The 15,511-nt window shown below is 69.7% G+C and carries 13 protein-coding genes and 1 pseudogene; 7 read left to right on the top strand and 7 right to left on the bottom strand.

Annotated elements, in window-relative coordinates:
- Positions 1-211: 211 nt before the first annotated feature.
- Positions 212-904 carry a response regulator transcription factor gene (locus tag ABZW96_RS07655; RefSeq protein WP_355072375.1) on the top strand — a complete coding sequence of 231 codons (693 nt, stop codon included), beginning with the start codon at positions 212-214 and terminating at the stop codon, positions 902-904.
- A complete protein-coding gene (locus ABZW96_RS07650; RefSeq protein ID WP_355072374.1) occupies positions 901-2,157 on the top strand; it encodes a HAMP domain-containing sensor histidine kinase in 1,257 nt (418 codons plus the stop codon). Before ABZW96_RS07655 ends, ABZW96_RS07650 begins: the two co-directional genes overlap by 4 nt.
- Positions 2,158-2,161: 4 nt before the next feature.
- On the opposite strand, the gene lepA is transcribed toward ABZW96_RS07650, so the two are convergent.
- On the bottom strand, positions 2,162-4,039 hold the full coding sequence (lepA, locus tag ABZW96_RS07645) for a translation elongation factor 4 (RefSeq protein ID WP_355072372.1): 1,878 nt from the start codon (positions 4,037-4,039) through the stop codon (positions 2,162-2,164).
- A gap of 664 nt (positions 4,040-4,703) precedes the next feature.
- Between lepA and ABZW96_RS07640 the strand changes: the two genes are divergently transcribed.
- Positions 4,704-5,258, top strand: coding sequence for a type II toxin-antitoxin system PemK/MazF family toxin (locus ABZW96_RS07640; RefSeq protein ID WP_355072370.1), 555 nt, complete (start codon positions 4,704-4,706; stop codon positions 5,256-5,258).
- A gap of 8 nt (positions 5,259-5,266) precedes the next feature.
- Entirely contained in the window at positions 5,267-5,671 is a 405-nt protein-coding gene (locus ABZW96_RS07635) for a DUF5360 family protein (protein WP_355072368.1), read from the top strand.
- 54 nt (positions 5,672-5,725) lie between these two features.
- On the opposite strand, the gene ABZW96_RS07630 is transcribed toward ABZW96_RS07635, so the two are convergent.
- Positions 5,726-6,514, bottom strand: coding sequence for an aquaporin (locus tag ABZW96_RS07630; RefSeq protein WP_355072367.1), 789 nt, complete (start codon positions 6,512-6,514; stop codon positions 5,726-5,728).
- A gap of 96 nt (positions 6,515-6,610) precedes the next feature.
- A pseudogene (locus tag ABZW96_RS07625) lies at positions 6,611-6,818 on the bottom strand (transglutaminase family protein); the annotation flags it as partial.
- 233 nt (positions 6,819-7,051) lie between these two features.
- On the opposite strand from ABZW96_RS07625, the gene rpsT reads away from it, so the two are divergent.
- Both rpsT and ABZW96_RS07615 read left to right on the top strand, forming a co-directional pair.
- On the top strand, positions 7,052-7,312 hold the full coding sequence (rpsT, locus tag ABZW96_RS07620; protein ID WP_355072365.1) for a 30S ribosomal protein S20: 261 nt from the start codon (positions 7,052-7,054) through the stop codon (positions 7,310-7,312).
- A gap of 175 nt (positions 7,313-7,487) precedes the next feature.
- Entirely contained in the window at positions 7,488-7,733 is a 246-nt protein-coding gene (locus ABZW96_RS07615; protein ID WP_355072363.1) for a hypothetical protein, read from the top strand.
- A gap of 6 nt (positions 7,734-7,739) precedes the next feature.
- Here ABZW96_RS07615 and ABZW96_RS07610 read toward each other — a convergent pair whose 3' ends face one another.
- Positions 7,740-8,804: a helix-turn-helix domain-containing protein gene (locus tag ABZW96_RS07610; RefSeq protein WP_355072361.1), complete on the bottom strand. Its 1,065-nt coding sequence runs from the start codon at positions 8,802-8,804 to the stop codon at positions 7,740-7,742.
- A gap of 125 nt (positions 8,805-8,929) precedes the next feature.
- On the opposite strand from ABZW96_RS07610, the gene ABZW96_RS07605 reads away from it, so the two are divergent.
- Positions 8,930-10,000, top strand: a complete 1,071-nt coding sequence (locus ABZW96_RS07605; protein WP_355072360.1) for an aldo/keto reductase — start codon at positions 8,930-8,932, stop codon at positions 9,998-10,000.
- 234 nt (positions 10,001-10,234) lie between these two features.
- On the opposite strand, the gene holA is transcribed toward ABZW96_RS07605, so the two are convergent.
- The 3 genes from holA to ABZW96_RS07590 all read right to left on the bottom strand — a co-directional run bounded on the left by holA (position 10,235) and on the right by ABZW96_RS07590 (position 15,035).
- A complete protein-coding gene (holA, locus tag ABZW96_RS07600; protein ID WP_355072358.1) occupies positions 10,235-11,206 on the bottom strand; it encodes a DNA polymerase III subunit delta in 972 nt (323 codons plus the stop codon).
- Positions 11,207-11,355: 149 nt separating this feature from the next.
- On the bottom strand, positions 11,356-14,118 hold the full coding sequence (locus ABZW96_RS07595; protein ID WP_355072356.1) for a ComEC/Rec2 family competence protein: 2,763 nt from the start codon (positions 14,116-14,118) through the stop codon (positions 11,356-11,358).
- Positions 14,115-15,035: a helix-hairpin-helix domain-containing protein gene (locus tag ABZW96_RS07590; protein ID WP_355072354.1), complete on the bottom strand. Its 921-nt coding sequence runs from the start codon at positions 15,033-15,035 to the stop codon at positions 14,115-14,117. Before ABZW96_RS07590 ends, ABZW96_RS07595 begins: the two co-directional genes overlap by 4 nt.
- Positions 15,036-15,511 lie beyond the last annotated feature (476 nt).

Here is a 15,511-nt window from a genome sequence, read left to right as displayed (position 1 = left end):
GTTGGCCGGGACGCGAACGTATCTACCGGACGACTATCGGCCCATATCGACTTCCACTCGGCCGCATCGCGACGATCCACGTCTGCACACCGTCCGACACGTCCGTTACAAGTTTGCGCCGTGGCCAATGCCTCACTTTCCGGTCCCGCGCATCGCGCACCGCGGGCGCAGCCGACACCACGATCTCAGACTGTGGGATTAGATTGACCTCATGGCCGGACATCGAATCTTGGTCGTGGACGACGAGGTTCGCGTCCTCGCGTCGCTGCGGCGGGGACTGGAGCTCTCCGATTTCGAGGTCGTCACCGCGACCGACGGCGCCGAGGCCCTGAGCATGGTCCGCGCCACTACGCCCGACGCGATGGTGCTCGACGTCAACATGCCCGAACTCGACGGTGTCGGCGTGGTCACCGCGCTGCGGGCGATGGGCGACGATATCCCGATCTGTGTGCTCAGCGCGCGCACCGCGGTCAGCGACCGGATCGCCTGCCTGGAACGCGGAGCCGACGACTACCTCACCAAGCCGTTCGATCTCGGCGAGCTGGTCGCGCGGTTGAACGCGCTGCTGCGACGCAGGCGTAAACCGCTGGACCGCCCCGACCAGGCGCGCACGGTCGGGCAGGTGCGGATCGACCCCGCCGGACGCCGCGTGCTGGCCGGGGGCAGGCCGGTGGAGTTGACGAAACGTGAATTCGAGGTGCTCGCCCTGCTCGCCGAGCACATCGGGATCGTGCTCGACCGCGAGCAGATCCTGTCCGCAGTGTGGGGTTACGACTTCCCCACCGACACCAATGTCGTCGACGTCTTCGTCTCCTACCTGCGGCGCAAGCTGGAGGCGGACGGCGTGCCCCGGGTACTCCACACCGTGCGCGGCGTCGGCTTCGTCCTCCGGGAGGAACCATGAGCGGATCGCCGTCGCTGCGCACCCGGGTAGCGGTCGTGTCGGGGGTGGTCGCGGCACTGGTCGCGCTCACCTTGACGATCACTTTCGCCACCCTGCTCGGCGCCACCGGTGAACGTCAGCTGGACGAGACCGTCTCGTCGATGGCGGTGCGGGTCGCCGCGCCGCGTGAAGCCGCGCCCGCGCAACCTGTTCCGCCGTCCGCGGCCACGCTGTCTCCCGAGCAGGGGTCCGCCGACGCGCGCGGACCCGTGGCGCCCGCCGACGCGGCGATCGCCCGGGTCGACGGGCTGCCCGGCGTGCTGGTCGCGCTCGATCCCGACCGCGACGTCGTGGAGGCGGCTATACATCGCAGCCAGCGCATCGGGCTCGGCATCGGCGCGGCGGGCGCGTTGCTGGCCGCCCTGCTCGGCTGGTTCCTGGCCGGGTTCGCCGCACGCCCGTTGCGTCGTCTCGCCGACGCCACCCACCGCATCGACACGTTGGAGAAACTGCCGCCGCTGTCCGGCCGCGGCGCGCGGGAAGCCGAGGAACTCTCCGACGCGATCACCCGCATGCTCGCCCGGCTGGAAGCCGCCCACCGCGCCACCCAACGGGCGCTGACCGGCGCACGCGACTTCGCCGCGGTCTGCGCGCACGAGTTGCGCACGCCGCTCACCGCGTTGCGCACCGACCTGCAAGTACTTGCCACCAAAGAGATTCCGGAACAGCAGCGCGGCGTGATCCTGTCCGAGATCCTCTTCGCCGAGCGGCAGATCGAGAACACGCTGACCGATCTGGAACGCCTCGCGGTCGGCGAACTCACCGAACCGGACGTCTTCGAGCCGTTCGACCTCTGCGACACCCTCGACCGCGCGGTGCACGACGCGCGGCGCGGGCATCCCGGGGTGCGGGTCGAACTCGCCGAATGCCCACCGATCACGGTGACCGGTCTACCGGGCGGCGTCATGCTCATCGTCACGAATGCCGTCGCCAATGCCGTGCAACACGGCAAGGCCGGAACCGTCACCGTCAGCGCACGATCCGGCCCGGAGGACATCGTGGAGATCTATGTGGACGACGACGGTCGCGGCATCCCCGAGGCGTTGCGCGGCGACGCCTTCGACCGCTTCGTCAAGGGCCCCGGTTCCCCCGGCTCGGGCCTCGGCCTGGCCCTGGTCCGTCAGCAAGCCGAATTGCATTCCGGCACCGCCGAACTCGACGAGAGCCCGATGGGCGGCGCCCGCCTGCGCGTACGGCTGCGCGCGGCGGGCTAGCCGCCTACTTCTTGTCCTTCGGCTTGTCCGAAGCGGCGTCCGAGGACAGCGCGGCCACGAAGGCTTCCTGCGGGACGTCGACGCGGCCGATCGTCTTCATCCGCTTCTTGCCTTCCTTCTGCTTCTCCAGCAGCTTGCGCTTGCGGCTGATGTCACCGCCGTAGCACTTGGCCAGCACGTCCTTGCGGATGGCGCGGATGTTCTCGCGGGCGATGATCTTCGACCCGATCGCGGCCTGGATGGGCACCTCGAACTGCTGGCGGGGGATCAGCTCGCGCAGCTTGGTGGTCATCTTGTGGCCGTAGGCCTGGGCGGCGTCGCGGTGCACGATCGCGCTGAACGCGTCCACCGCCTCGCCCTGCAACAGGATGTCCACCTTCACCAGCTGCGATTCCTGCTCGCCCGCCTCCTCGTAGTCGAGGCTCGCGTAACCGCGGGTGCGTGACTTCAGCGAATCGAAGAAGTCGAAGATGATCTCCGCCATCGGCATGGTGTAGCGCAGCTCGACGCGGGTCTCGGACAGGTAGTCCATGCCGCCGAGCTCGCCGCGGCGGGACTGGCACAGCTCCATGATCGAGCCGATGAACTCGCTCGGCGCGATGATGGTGCACTTCACCACCGGCTCGTAGACATTGCGAACCTTGCCTTCGGGCCAGTACGAGGGATTGGTGACGACGTGCTCGACGCCGTCCTCCATCTCCACCCGGTACACCACGTTCGGGGCCGTCGAGATGAGGTCGAGGTCGAACTCGCGCTGCAGGCGTTCGCGCGTGATCTCCATGTGCAGCAGGCCGAGGAAGCCGCAGCGGAAGCCGAACCCGAGCGCGACCGAGGTCTCCGGCGTGTAGGTCAGGGCGGCGTCGTTGAGCTGCAACTTCTCCAACGCGTCGCGCAGGTCCGGGTAGTCGGAGCCGTCCACCGGATACAGGCCGGAGTACACCATCGGGCGCGGCTCGCGATAGCCGGTGAGCGGTTCGGTCGCGCCGCCGCGCGCGCCGGTCACCGTGTCGCCGACCTTGGATTGGCGCACGTCCTTCACGCCGGTGATCAGGTAGCCGACCTCGCCGACGCCGAGCCCCTGGGTCGGTTTCGGCTCGGGCGAGACGATGCCGATCTCCAGCAGCTCGTGGGTCGCGCCGGTGGACATCATCTTGATCTTCTCGCGCGGAGTCAGCTTGCCGTCCACCACACGGACGTAGGTGACCACGCCGCGGTAGGTGTCGTAGACCGAGTCGAAGATCATCGCGCGGGCGGGCGCGTCCGCCTCGCCGACCGGCGGCGGCACCTGGGCGATCACCTGGTCGAGCAGATCGGCCACGCCCTCGCCCGTCTTGCCGGAGACGCGCAGCACGTCCGACGGATCGCAGCCGACGATGTGCGCCAGCTCGGCGGCGTAGCGCTCCGGGTCCGCGGCGGGCAGGTCGATCTTGTTCAGCACCGGGATGATCGTCAGATCCTTCTCCAGCGCCAGGTACAGGTTGGCCAGCGTCTGCGCCTCGATGCCCTGCGCGGCGTCGACCAGCAGGATCGCGCCCTCGCATGCCTCCAGGGCGCGCGACACCTCGTAGGTGAAGTCGACGTGGCCGGGTGTGTCGATGAGGTGCAGCACGAAATCGGTGCCCGCGTGCTCCCCCGTCCTGGGGGTCCAGGGCAGCCGCACGTTCTGGGCCTTGATGGTGATGCCGCGCTCGCGCTCAATATCCATCCGGTCCAGATACTGCGCACGCATCTGCCGCTCTTCGACCACACCGGTCAGTTGCAGCATCCGGTCGGCCAGCGTCGACTTGCCGTGGTCGATGTGCGCGATGATGCAGAAGTTCCGGATCCGGGCGGGATCGGTGAACGTCGTGTCGGCGAAGCTGGCGGGCACTCCACTCCTCATGGGTATCGGCAAACTGCCGTCTATCGTCCCATGGTGCTCTGCCAGTTTTTGCAGCGCCTTCGGCGCTGCGTGTTCGCGGCCCCCTCATGGCTCGCGCCCGAGCGGGCGAGACTCGCGACTACGTCGCATGCGCTTCGCCCACTCGGACACGAGCCGGGCCGCGAACGGTGCTCGTAAGACTCGCACCCTGGCGGGTCGAGAGTGTGATCGAGCTGCGGATCCTTCCTTTACCCGGGGCGAATGGACGGACGCGGCTGAGCCTGTGACGGCTGGGGATGAGCCAGTGGATCCGTCGCAGACGCTTCGGGCAGTCAGACATGAAGTGCGCCGCGACGGTCGCGGTGCGATGCTGCGCCCTGCGCGACCGCTCATGGTCAGCGATTACTGTGCCTGCGCATTGCGCGAAGAATGCGCTGAGGCCACGCTTCGAAGATGTCACCGCCCGCACCGTCGCCACCGTCGGGCGCGCCGCGCCGTCCTCCGCTGCGTTCATCGCGCTCGGTCTCGGCGTACCTTGCCGACGGGCAGGGAGCCGGACATGTCCGGTCGGTCCCGGATCGGCGGGCACATCCGCGTCCATAGCTCGCTCGCAGACGAATGGCCCCCGCGACACAACGCATCCCACGCGGGTGATATGCGGCGGGTGCGCCGTTATCCTCCTGAGATGGCCCGAAGTTGGAACACCCTCGGCAAGCAGATCGGTCTCATCGCTAAGCAACAGGGGCCCAAGATGGTCAAGCAGCAGGGTCCCCGGCTGGTCGACCGGCTGGTGGGGTCGCTGGCCCAGCGGCGCACGGCCGTGGGCGTCACGGTGCGGCCCGCCGCGTCGACGCCGGTCCCGACCGCCGAGCGGGCGCGGCAGATCGTCTACTCGCCGCAACTGGACGGCCGTGCCGATCCCGGAGAGATCGTCTGGACCTGGGTGCCGTTCGAAGAAGACCCGAGCAACGGCAAGGACCGGCCGGTGCTGGTGGTGGGCCGGGACCGTCGCACGCTGCTGGGGCTGATGCTGTCGTCGAACCCGGAACGCGCCTACGACCGCAACTGGATCGGCATCGGCAGCGGGTCCTGGGACCACGACAACCGCCCCAGCTGGGTGCGGCTCGATCGGGTGCTCGACGTGCCCGAGGCGGGCATCCGCCGCGAAGGCGCGATCCTGCCCCGCAAGACCTTCGATCTGGTCGCCCACCGGCTCTGCGCCGAATACGCCTGGCACTGAGGCAGGCCATGGCACGCGTGCTCGGACCGACCAAGATCGCCATGCTGATCACCGACGTCGGTTTCCTGCTCTACTGGGCGATCGCGTTCGCCCAGGTGATTCCGCCCGAATGGGCATACAAGGATTACACCGACCCGATCCTCAGCGACTGGAACTACTCGTTCGTCGTACTCGACCTCGCCGCGAGCGCCACCGGCTTGGCGAGCCTGTGCCGCTCGCCCGGTTGGCGCACCCTGATGACCGTCTCGCTGACCCTGACCAGTGTGGCGGGGCTGCAAGCCATCGCGTTCTGGACACTGCGCGGCGATTTCAGTCCGCTGTGGTGGGTGCCCAACCTCTTCCTGCTGCTCTTCCCGATCCCGGCGCTGGTCACCTTGGTGTGCACCGCACCGCAGGAGCGCACCGCGAGCTGACCGCCCAGCCACAGTGATCGACCCCGGCCGAGTGACCGGGGCCGAACGCCTTCGTCAGGAGATCATTTCGCGGGAACGGCCGAACAGCAGGCCGTACAGCAGCGCGCCGAGTGCGCCGCCGATCAGCGGGAACACGATGAACGCCCAGACCTGCCCCATCGCGCCGTCCTGGTAGGGCGCCACGGCGAGGCTGCGTGCCGGGTTCACCGAGGCGTAGTCCACCGGAATCGCCACCAGGTTGATCACCGCCAGCGTGGCGCCGATGGACAGGCCGGCCAGCGGCACGTCGGAGAGCTGATCGGTGGAGGACAGCACGACGAAGACCAGCAGCGCCGTGAGCATCACCTCGACGATGATCGTGGCGGCGATGCCGAACCCGTTCTGCACCACCACCTCGCCCAGCGGCCCCCGAATCGCCGATGGACTGTGCTTGCCCCACCCGTTCGCGGCGAGGCCGTCGACCGACCGGTCGTACGACGGCAGGTTCTTGGCCAGCGCGAACAACACGAGACCGGCGAGGAGCCCGCCGATCAGCTGCGAGATCACGTACCCCGCCGCGGACACGCCGCTGATCCGGCCGAGCAGCAGATGCCCCACGGTCACCGCCGGGTTCACGTGGCAGCCCGAAATCGGCCCGATCGAATAGACGAGAAACATCAGCGACAGGCCGAAAGCGAGCGCGATGCCCAGCGGACCGACCTTCTCCCCCGCCAGCACCGCGGTGCCGACACCGCCGATCACCAGGACGAAGGTGCCGAGCGCCTCCGCGCCCCATTTCTTGCTCTCGGGAACCGGTTTGTTCTCGACAGCCTCTTCGACTACTTCCTGGGCCGTTGGAGACATCTGTCCACCTTCCGCGTTCCAGACATGTACTCGGACGAGTCGTGGTACCGCTTCGGCAACGCCAGCCGCTCGAAAGCAACGGTTGCTAGGAGGACGCTACGCGAGTCGTGTGATCTCTACAACGACTTCGGGGCCGGTCGAACCGCCGCCCGACAAGAGGCCCTTCAGCGGCGGCGTATCGCGTAGCGACGGCCCACCCCGACGGACACGTGCTGCTCGGCGCCTGCGTGCGCCGGCCGGGCCGTGAGCCCGACCACGCGCCGGTCCATGCCTCGACGCGGGCGTACTCTCGCCCGGAGACCGTCGTGCCGATCCCCGCAGCCGGATTCGCGGGTGGAACTCGCCGGTCGCCAGGGAAGCCAGCGCGGTGCCGTGTCCGGTATCGACCGGGGCGGGTCCGGTGTCGGATTTCGCGTGCCGAACGGTGACTGGTAACCTCGACCTTCGGCGCTGCGTTACCCGTTCCATTCGGGTATGTCGCGCGCTCGACGAACTTTCCCAGGACAGACCTACCAGACAGGAACACGAGGAACCGGCGTGGCCAACATCAAGTCCCAGCTGAAGCGGATCCGCACCAACGAGGAAGCGCGCAAGCGCAACCAGTCGGTCAAGTCCGCGCTGCGCACCGCCATCCGCAGCTTCCGCGAGGCGGCTGCCGCCGGTGACAAGGAAGCCGCCGCCGCGCGCCTTCAGTTCGCCAGCCGGAAGCTGGACAAGGCCGCCTCGAAGGGCGTCATCCACGCCAACCAGGCCGCCAACAAGAAGTCGGCCCTGTCGCTGGCTTACAACAAGCTCTGATTCACCCGGTACCGCGCGCCGGTACCGCACTCGTGGTGTGACGCAGCCGTCGTGGCCTCGATGACCACGGCGGCTTTTGTCGTGCCCGGACAGCAATCTGGCTCCCACGCCGTTTCAGCTGCTGTTTCGAGATTCGGCCCGCGCTGTGTCGGAGGTTCCAGCTACCATTCCGCGCATGGTAACCGTGTATGCCAATCAGACGGTCGTTCGCGCCGAGGACCTGCCGGACGTGATCCGCGCGGCCGAGGTGCTCGGATTCGGACTGAAGATCGAGAATGTGCTGGTTCCCGACGACGACGGCGGTTACTCGTTGGAGTGGATCGTCACGCGGGACGAGGACGTGCCCGCCTACGAGGAGTGGGAAGGCCGCTACGAAGACGCGGACGACGACGGCGAGCTGATTCTGACCTCCACGGAATAGCCCCGGTCACCGCGTATCCAGGTCGGCGGTGAGCCGGTCGAGCGCCGTCTGGGAGTCCGCGTCGGCGGCGCGGTAGATGACGATCCGCTGGTCGGGATCCTGCACGGGTATGAGCACCTCGTAGCTGACGACCAGCGGACCCACCACCGGATGCCGCAGCGGCTTGTTCCCCCGTCCCTGCACGCGGACGTCGTGGCGGGCCCATGCCTGCTCGAACTCCGCGCTGTGGGCGGTGAACTCGGCGATCAGGTCGGCCAGCGCCCGGTCCTCCGGATGCGCGGCCCATGCCGCGCGCAGATCCGCGATGCCCTCCCGGATGATGCGCTCCCGCTCGACATAGAAATCTCGCATGCCCGGGTCGAGCAGGCACAACCACATGGAGTTGCGCTGCCGCTCCGGCAGCGCGCCGAAGTCCGTGATCAACGCCGCCATCTCCCGATTCCAGGCCAGGATGTCGTAGCGGTGGTTGACCAGCATCGCGGGCAGCGGGGACAGATCGCGCACCAGCATGGCCAGTGCGGGCGCGGGCACCGTGCTCGGCTTGCCGCTGTCCGGCTGCCGCTGTCGCGCCAGATCGAACAGGTAGGCGCGCTCGTCGTCGTTCAAGCACAGGGCCCGCGCCAGCGCGTTCAGCACGTCCACCGACGGCCGCAGCCCCCGCCCCTGCTCCAGCCGCACGATGTAGTCGGTGCTCACGCCTGCCAGTTCGGCCACCTCTTCCCGGCGCAGCCCCGGCGTCCGGCGCGCCTGCTTGCGCTGCGGCAAGCCGAGATCCTCCGGCGTCAGCCGCTCCCGGCGAGCCCGCAAGAAGGCGGCCATCTCCTGCACTCGATCCGCGCCGCTGCCGGACCCCGCGCGCGTGCGCGAACTCCCGCCGCTGGACCCGAGGTCGCGGCGCTGGGTCGAATCAGCGCCGCTCCCGGGTCCGGCGTGATTACGCGGGCTGCCGCTGCCAGGCCTGGGATCGCGGCGCTGGGCCGACTCCGCGCCGCTCCCGGGTCCGGCGTGATTACGCGGGCTGCCGCCACCGGAGGTGAGGTCGCGGCGCTGTGTGGGGTGCACGGTGCTCATCACCGTCGATCCTACGGCTGCCTAGGACTGGCTTTCCCAGGATGAAGCTTCCCTTACTGGTCCTCGCGCGGCGCTGAAGACTGGCTTCCGGCAACGAGACATCGCGAAAATACAAGGAGCTGGACATGTCCGGAGCTCGCACCCTCGACACCTACCGGCTGCTCGGCCGCTCGGGCCTTCGGGTGTCACCCCTGTCCCTGGGAACCATGACCTTCGGCGCCGATTGGGGCTGGGGCGCGGACCGGGACGAAGCCCGCAAGATCTTCGACACCTATGTCGAGCGCGGCGGCAACTTCATCGATACGGCCAACCAGTACACCAACGGCACCTCCGAGCAACTGCTCGGCGAATTCACCGCGGACAACCGCGAAAGCTTGGTGCTGGCCACCAAATACACTATGCTGCGCCGTCCGGGTGACCCGAATTCCGGTGGCAACCACCGCAAGAGCATGGTCGGCTCGGTGGAGGCCAGCCTGCGCAGGCTGAACACCGACTACATCGACCTGCTCTACTTGCACGCCTGGGATTTCCTGACCCCCGTCGAGGAGATCCTGCGCGGTATGGACGATCTCGTGCGCTCGGGCAAAGTGCTCTACGTCGGCATCTCCGACGCGCCCGCCTGGCAGATCGCCCGGATGCAGACCATCGCGGACCTGCGCGGCTGGTCGCCGCTGATCGCGCTGCAGATCGAATACAGCCTGATCGAGCGGACCGTCGAGCGCGACCTCATCCCGATGGCGCGCGAACTGGGCCTCGGTGTGATTCCGTGGTCACCGCTGGCCAGCGGTGTGCTCACCGGCAAGTACAGCCGCGCCGACCTCGACCACCAGGCGGACGGTTCGCCCGAAGGCAGCCGCAAGAACGTGGCCGCCGCCAACGGCTCGCTCACCGAACGCGGCCTCGCCATCGCCGACGTCGTGAAGCAGGTCGCGGACGAGATAGGCAAGACACCCTCGCAGGTCGCGCTGGCCTGGACGCTGCGCGAGCCCGGAGTCACCTCGCCGATCATCGGCGCGCGCACGGCGGCGCAACTGGAGGACAACCTCGGCGCCCTCGACGTGGAGTTCGACGCCACCCAGCTCGACAGGCTGGAACAGGCCAGTGCGGTGGATCTCGGATTCCCGCACGAATTCCTCAACCGGCCCATGACCCAGAGCGTCACCTTCGGCGACCTGAAGATCGAAGGGCGCGTCTGAGCGTCGATCCGATGCGGCGGTGCGAAGCGAGACCCGCACCGCCGCATCGGGTCACACCTGATCGGCGGCGCGGCCGGTCTCCGGCGAGCTGCCGTCCGCCGTGCATGGGTACCTGCCGAGTTGGGTGGTGACCAGCCCCGCATGGCGTTGCCCCAGCGGGAACCAGGACCGAGGCTGAACCCTCTGAAGCGTGTGCTCCGGCGAACGCGTTGGAACGGGTCGACCGGACCCGGATCAGCTCGCGCCGTGCAGATCGAGGATTCGGGTAAGGGCGTGTTCCAGCGCGTATCCCGCGTCGGCGGCGCCGCCTTTCACGTCGGCGTTGAGGGTCGCGACCACCTGGAGGGCGGAGCCGATGGTCGCGGGGGTCCAGTTGCGGGCCTGGGCTTGCGCTTTCTTCACCTTCCACGGCGGCATGCCGAGCTGCTGGGCCAGCTTGAACGGGTCACCGCGGCCGGCCGAACCGACGCGCGCGATGGTGTGCACCGAGTCGGCGAGCGCGTCGGCGAGCAGGACATGCGGAACGCCGCGGTCGTTCGCCCAGCGCAGCGCCTCCATCGCACCGGGGCGATCCCCGGCCACCGCGAGTTCGGCCACGTCGAACCCGGAGACCTCGGCCTTGCCCGAGTAGTAGCGGCGCACGGCCGCGACATCGATCTTCCCTCCGGTGTCCGCGGCCAGCTGCCCGCACGCCGCGGCCAGCTCACGCAGGTCCGAGCCCACCGCTTCCAGCACCACTTGGACGACCTCGCCGGACACCCGCACTCCGGCGTTGCGGAACTCACCGCGCACGAACTCGACGCGCTCGGCGGCCTTGGTCAATTTGGCACAGTCGTGGGTGACGGCACCGGCTTTCTGCAGCGCGGGCGCGAGCGCCTTGGCCCGTCCGCCACCGGAGTGCACAACGACCAGCAACACACCCTCGGGCGGGCTCTGCGATGCCTCGGTGATCACCGCGACCGCGTCCTTACCCGCCTCGGCCGCCGCCTCGAGGATGATCACCCGGTCCTCGGCGAACAACGAGGGGCTCAGCAGTTCGGCCAGCTCCGCGGTACTCGCGTCCCCCGCGCGCAGGCGATCGACCGGCACCGCGTCCGGGTCCGGAGCCAACGCCCTCACCTGCGCGGTGAGCGCGCCCAGCGCCCGCTCGATCAGCAGTTCCTCTTCCCCGAGCACCAAATGCACGGGCGCAGGCCGCTCGCTCACGACGGCGCCTCCTCGTCGCCGGAGGGCATCGTGCTCGATGGCTCTGCCGCCTTGCTCCATTCGCCGCGCTCGTCCACAGCCCGATCCTACGGTCCATGACCGACACCTCACCCCGGCCAGGGGCAGTCGCGGCACGCGTGATCCGCCGGTCATCGCGAACTCGTCATACGCAAGTGGCCGCCTCCGGCCGAGACCACGATGTCGCCGTCCAGGTCCGTGCGTACCACCGTCGCGCCGAGGGCCGACAAGTCCGCGAGGACGGTGGGGGCGGGATGCCCGAAGGCGTTGTCCGCGCCGACGCTCACCAGCACCAGACGCGGACGCACCGCGTCGAGGAATTCCTTTGTGGTGGTGCGTGATCCGTGGTGCGGAAGTTTGAGGATCTCCGCCTGGATGGGAATTCCGGCGTGCATCAGAGCCCGCTGCGCGGTGGCCTCGATGTCCCCGGTGAGCAGAATCCTGCCCGCGGGCGTGCGAGCGGTGACGACCACCGAACGGTCGTTGGCGCCGTCGGTTTCCGCGCCCCGGACCGGTCGCGGACCGTTCCTTGCCGGTGCGAGCACCTCCAGTTCGATCGACCCGAAACTCAGAACATGTCCGGCCGACAATTCCAGCAGCGGCACTCCCGCGCTCCTGGCGATGGCCGCGACCTGCGTGAGACCGGAGGCAGCGGCATGCGCGTCACCCGATGGACGCGCATGGCTCCGCACCCCGTATCCGACTGGCCGACAATCGATTTGCGCGTGTCCCAGCACGGGAGCGGCGCGATCGTGGCTGCCCGGCAACCGGCTTCGCGCATCTCGTCGGCCGAACGAAACGATTCGGTCGTTCCGGGCATGACCTTTCGCGAACCCGCTGAGCCGGTACACCTCCGCGGCCGGTGCGGTGGCGGGCACGGAAGCGCATCCGAGCCCCGCTTCGGGCGTCGACCGATCGTGTGCGGGTGGCGCGAGCACGTCGAGCTCGTGGACGCCGACGGCGATCGCGTCGACCGCGCGGCCGTGCAGCGCGCCGGCGAGCCCGTCGATGTGATCCGCGTGCGGATGGGTGAGGATCAGCAGCGGGATGCGCGCGACGCGCAAACGATCCAGGCAGGTCCGGATCGGGCGCGGATCCGGCCCGACATCGATGACCACGGCGGCGCCGGGACCGACCGACAACGCGAGGCCGTCACCTTGGCCGACGTCGCACGCCGCGAGGACCCAGCCGGTCGGCGGCCAGCCGGGGTGCCAGAGCCGCACCGGGACCAGGACCACCGCGACGCCGACCACGACCGCGGCGGCGATCCGCCGCACCGGGCGAACACGCAATGCCGCGATCACGCCCACCACGACGGCACTCGCGATCAGACCTCCCGCCAGGCCACCCGGGACCGCGACGGACGCGCCGGGCAGCGCGGCCGCGTGGCGGGCCACCCACAACAGCCACCACAGCGGCGGTGCCGCGCAGCGCAGCGCCAAGTCGGCCGGCGGCGACCACAGGCTCGACAGCGCGGCACCGGCTGCCCCCGCGACGGTGATCGGCGCGACGACCGGCGCGACCAGCACGTTCGCGAGGACGGCGACCAGGCTGAGCTGTCCGGTGAGCGCGATCATGATCGGCGTCGTGACCACGAACGCCCCGGCGGACACGGCCACTGTCTCGGCGGGCACCCGCCACCATCCCCTGGCGCGCAACCAGTCGGCCCAGCTCGGCGCCAACAGGATCAGGCCACCCGTCGCGACGACCGACAACGCGAACCCCGCGTCGACGGCGAGCCCTGGCCAAAGGGCTAGCAACGCGATGATCGCGGCGCACAACGCGGGCAGCGCCTGTTTACGACGGCCGGTGAGCACGGCGAGCAGGGTGATCGCGCCCATCGCACCGGCGCGCAGCACGCTCGGGTCCGGCCTAGTGACGACGATGAACATCAGCAGCGCCACGGCGGCGACGGCCGTAGCACCGCGCGGGCCGAGCGTCAGCAGGCGTACGACGAGCAACACCACCGAGAGCAAGATGGTGAAATTCGCGCCGCTGACCACTGTCAGGTGTTGCAGCCCAGCGATCTTGAAATCCTCGCGCACCTGTTCGGGCAACGCCGAGGTATCGCCGACCACCAGCGCTGGCAGCAGCCCTGCGGCGTCGGCCGGCAGGGCTCGCGTCGCCGAGGCCGCGAAGTCGGCGCGCACCGTATCGGCGGCGCGCTGCCACCACGGCAGCGGTCCGGCGGCAGTGGGCGCGCCCTGCGCGTGCAGCGTGACGACGGTGAGGTCGGATCGGCGCGGCATCTCCACCCTGGCCCGGAACTCGACCGGCCCGCCCGGCGACAAGTCACCCCACTCCGCACCGGAAGCCAGGACGACCACCGCGCCACCGGCACGTACCGTCACCCCGCCGCGTCGGTACTCGCGCAGATCCGCCCGTACCACCCATTGACGGTCCGCGCCGGAGACCTTGGCGCGCAGCGGTTTCGGATCGTCTGTCGGAATGACCACCACGCGCACCGACTGCCCGGACGAAGCCCGCAGCGGATGGGTCGCCACGCGATGTTCCCGCCATGCCGCCGCGGCCGCGAACCCCGCGCCGAGCACCACGGCGGCGAGCGCAACCACCGCCACCGCTCGTCGGCGTTCGCCGCGGTGCGCGGTCACCCACAACAGCAACACCCACAACCCGATGGCCGAGACCGTCAACGCGATCGCCAGCGCGATCCCGGCCCGCCACCCTGCCGCCACCGCCACGATGGTCGCACCCCAGCAGCACAAAGCGGCGGGCAGCAGGCGAGCGTCGAGTGCCTGAACGACGCCGGGCTCCTCCGACGCGACGCCCTCCCCCGAACCTCGCACGGCTCCGGCGGGCGGGCGGGCCATGGACGATTCCGTATCGGCACCCAGCTTCCGGCGAACCAGTTCGAGCAACCCGGCGGCGTTCATACCCGCACCAGATCACGCAGCCGCGCCAAGCGGGCGGGGCCGATGCCCTCGACTTCACCGAGTTGCTCGATCGTGCTGAAACGACCATTGGTGGTACGCCAGTTGATGATCGCGCGTGCGGTGACCGGCCCCACACCGGGGAGAGCATCGAGTTCGGCTTCGGAGGCAGTGTTGAGGTCGATCCGGCCCGCCGGGCTCGACGGACGGCTCGGCGCGGCGGCGGACCCGGTGGATGGGCGCCCGCCTGCGCCGATCGTGCCGCTGCCCTGCTGCGACGCGCCCGAACTCGGCGCGGCCGGACCGACCTGCACTTGATCGCCATCCGACAGCCGCTGCGCCAGATTCAGGCCGGTGGTGTCCGCGCCTTCACTCGGGCCGCCCGCCGCGGCGAGCGCGTCGGCGACACGCGAACCGTCGGGGAGACGAACCAAACCGCTGCGGTGGACCAGGCCGACCACGCTGACGACCAATTCCGTCGTCGGCGGGCCGGGATCGACTGCTCGCGGTGGCGCTCCGGCCGCGCTCGTGGTGGCAGCACTGGATGTCGCCAAGGCGACGCTCTGTCCGATCGGCAACGGCGGCACCGTGTGAGCGATCGGGCGTTCGCGGAACACGACCACCCCGGCGACGACCATCGCGGCAAGGCCGACAAGCGCGAGCGTACGGACCTCGTAACGCCCCGGATCGAGCCGCAGACCCCGGAACCGTTCGGGCACGAGGCGGTGCAGCCGATTCGCGCCGGGCACCGGCTCCTCCAGCCAGCCGGGCGACCGAACTCGGCCGACATCGTCTTCGGACTCCCGGTCGGGCGCGGGATGGCCGGGCAGCCGCACGAGATCCCATTTCCCCGCGGCAGCAGGACGGCTCGCGGGCCGGGCCCCACCGGTTTGCGCGGCACCATCGGAGTGGTTTCTCACGGGTGCCGACCGGCGGTCGCCTTCGTCATCCTCGGATTCGGCGGGGCGGGCATCCACCACCTTCCCGGCATCGGGTGCGGGTCGCGTCTCCCCAGCTGAGGGACCGGGGCGGACGGCAGGCGGCGTCCGGCCCGTCTGCCACCCGAGACCCACTGGACGCGCGGCATTTTCATCCGCAGTCGATGGGCGTGCGACCGTGCTCGACCGCCGCCGGTATGGGACGGCCGCCGCGGCCATGGCGGTGCGGCTCGGACGATCCGGCTGCCCCGTTTCCCCCACGGGCACGCTACGCGCAGACCGCGTCGTCTCCCATCCAGACGGTCCGTGCTCCGCATCGGGCCCGGCCTTCCCGGTGCCGACACCGGCCGTCATGCTCGCGCCGACCCGGGCGGTCAGCTCACCCAATCGCCGCCGTACCCGCTCGCGTTCGTCCTGTCGTGACATGGCCGCGACGGTAGTGCGGGCAGACGCCGAAA

This window comes from Nocardia sp. NPDC004168, from assembly GCF_040610355.1.
Classification (GTDB): domain Bacteria; phylum Actinomycetota; class Actinomycetes; order Mycobacteriales; family Mycobacteriaceae; genus Nocardia; species Nocardia sichangensis.
This window is presented reverse-complemented; position numbering and strand designations above follow the sequence as displayed.

Excerpts from the sequence above, each read along its gene's own strand:
- ABZW96_RS07655 (WP_355072375.1), top strand. The coding sequence starts at position 212 with ATGGCCGGACATCGAATCTTGGTCGTGGACGACGAGGTTCGCGTCCTC.
- ABZW96_RS07650 (WP_355072374.1), top strand. The coding sequence starts at position 901 with ATGAGCGGATCGCCGTCGCTGCGCACCCGGGTAGCGGTCGTGTCGGGG.
- lepA (WP_355072372.1), bottom strand. The coding sequence starts at position 4,039 with ATGAGGAGTGGAGTGCCCGCCAGCTTCGCCGACACGACGTTCACCGAT.
- ABZW96_RS07640 (WP_355072370.1), top strand. The coding sequence starts at position 4,704 with ATGGCCCGAAGTTGGAACACCCTCGGCAAGCAGATCGGTCTCATCGCT.
- ABZW96_RS07635 (WP_355072368.1), top strand. The coding sequence starts at position 5,267 with ATGGCACGCGTGCTCGGACCGACCAAGATCGCCATGCTGATCACCGAC.
- ABZW96_RS07630 (WP_355072367.1), bottom strand. The coding sequence starts at position 6,514 with ATGTCTCCAACGGCCCAGGAAGTAGTCGAAGAGGCTGTCGAGAACAAA.
- ABZW96_RS07615 (WP_355072363.1), top strand. The coding sequence starts at position 7,488 with ATGGTAACCGTGTATGCCAATCAGACGGTCGTTCGCGCCGAGGACCTG.
- ABZW96_RS07610 (WP_355072361.1), bottom strand. The coding sequence starts at position 8,804 with ATGAGCACCGTGCACCCCACACAGCGCCGCGACCTCACCTCCGGTGGC.
- ABZW96_RS07605 (WP_355072360.1), top strand. The coding sequence starts at position 8,930 with ATGTCCGGAGCTCGCACCCTCGACACCTACCGGCTGCTCGGCCGCTCG.
- ABZW96_RS07595 (WP_355072356.1), bottom strand. The coding sequence starts at position 14,118 with ATGAACGCCGCCGGGTTGCTCGAACTGGTTCGCCGGAAGCTGGGTGCC.